The 1,683-nt window shown below is 69.5% G+C and carries 2 protein-coding genes; one reads left to right on the forward strand and one right to left on the reverse strand.

Annotated elements, in window-relative coordinates:
* The first annotated feature begins 270 nt into the window (after positions 1–270).
* The gene (locus FCI23_RS55525; RefSeq protein WP_136731742.1) at positions 271–1,062 is read left to right on the forward strand and encodes an IS5 family transposase; all 792 of its coding nucleotides are present in this window, start codon (positions 271–273) and stop codon (positions 1,060–1,062) included.
* On the opposite strand, the gene FCI23_RS55530 is transcribed toward FCI23_RS55525, so the two are convergent.
* Positions 1,019–1,570, reverse strand: a complete 552-nt coding sequence (locus tag FCI23_RS55530) for a hypothetical protein (protein ID WP_136731741.1) — start codon at positions 1,568–1,570, stop codon at positions 1,019–1,021. The genes FCI23_RS55525 and FCI23_RS55530 overlap by 44 nt on opposite strands.
* Positions 1,571–1,683: the final 113 nt, after the last annotated feature.

Here is a 1,683-nt window from a genome sequence, read left to right on the forward strand (position 1 = left end):
AGTAGCTGTTGTCTTTCCGGTCTTGAGAGATGCGCGTCGAACGGGAGTCTCGATTGGGTGGTCTCGGGGCGCTTGGTGCATACAGAAGGGGCCTCCTGAACAGCTCGTTGGTGTCGAATCACCGAGTAACAACAGGAGGCCCCGGTGCCGCAGTCTTCCGTGTCGATGGCCGGGCAGTCCAGTTCGGTGACCCTGGAGTGTGACTGTCTGGCTCACCGGTTCGGAAACGCTGCCGACAACGGCTTTCGGCAGTCGCGCTACCCGACGGACATGACGGACGCGGAATGGGCGGCGGTCCGGCCGCTGCTGCCTGTGCCCGGCTGGATGCGCGGTCGGGGAGGCCAGCCGGAAGCGTACTGCCATCGGGCGATGCTCGATGCGATCCGCTACCTGGTGGACAACGGCATCAAGTGGCGGGCCATGCCGGTCGACTTCCCGCCGTGGGACCGGGTGTACGCGTTCTTCCGCCGCTGGCGCGACCACGCCCTGGTCAAGGAGTTCCACGACCGGCTGCGCGCGAGGATCCGCGAGAGGGAGGGGCGGGATGCGGAGCCGACAGCCGGGGTGATCGACTCGCAGTCGGTCAAGGCGGACGCCGTCGTCGGCGCCGACAGCCGCGGCTACGACGGCGGCAAGCAGATCAATGGCCGCAAGCGGCACGTCGTGGTCGACACGCTCGGCCTGCTGCTGGGAGTGATGGTCACGAGCGCGGACACTGGTGACCGCACCGCCGCCCAGGTCCTGCTGCGACACGTCGCCGACGCGCACCACCGGCTGGCCCTGGTCTGGGCCGACGGCGGCTACACCGGCAGCCTCGTCGAGTACTGCCTGGCCGCCCTGGCGCTGGTCCTGGCGATCGTCAAACGCAGCGACGACATGCGCGGCTTTGTGGTGCTGCCCAAGCGGTGGATCGTCGAGCGCCTCTTCGCGTGGCTGATGCGCACCCGCCGCCTGGCACGCGACTATGAGCGGCGCACCACCAGTGCCGAAGCGATGATCTACTGGTCGATGACCCTGCTCATGACCCGCCGCCTGGCCCGGCCACACCCTTCGCGAGCGTGAACCGGCCCGGCGCAGGCTCGGACAGCCAGCCACGGGCCACCAGCCGTTTCGCCTTCGACCGCAGCGCTTCCACCCGCGCCGGCACCACGTCCATGCCGAACGCCGCAGCCATCTCCTGGCAGGTCAGCGGCCCTTGACCGAGCCGGGCCCGGTCCGCCAGGACCTGAAGGATGCGCTGGTAGTCCACCGACAGTGCCGACCAGGCCAGCCCCTCACGCCACACCGGCACCTGCGACTTCCCCTTCGCCGCCTCCGGCACCCGAGACGTCTTTCCGGTCCGTTCCTCGGCGGCCGGCGCGGTCCGGTCGGCCCGGGCGTGGTCCTGCCCGGCCTCGCCCGCCGGTGCCAGCACCTCGCCGACCCGCGAGCGGGCGATGGCCCACTCCTTCCATTCCCGCTCGGCCACGGCCAGCTCGGCCTGGATGCGGTCGGCCTCCTCCCGCAGCTCGTCCACACGACGGCGAGCACCCAGCTCGCGCTGTTCCAACAGCCCAACCACCGACGGCATCCACGACCTCCACAAGAGCGATGGCACGACAGGCCACTACTCCCACGGGACCGCCGACCCTACGCCCGACCAGCGAAAACGCATCCCTCAAGTCCGGAAAGACAACAGCTTCT

This window comes from Actinacidiphila oryziradicis, assembly GCF_005047355.1.
Lineage (GTDB): Bacteria > Actinomycetota > Actinomycetes > Streptomycetales > Streptomycetaceae > Actinacidiphila > Actinacidiphila oryziradicis.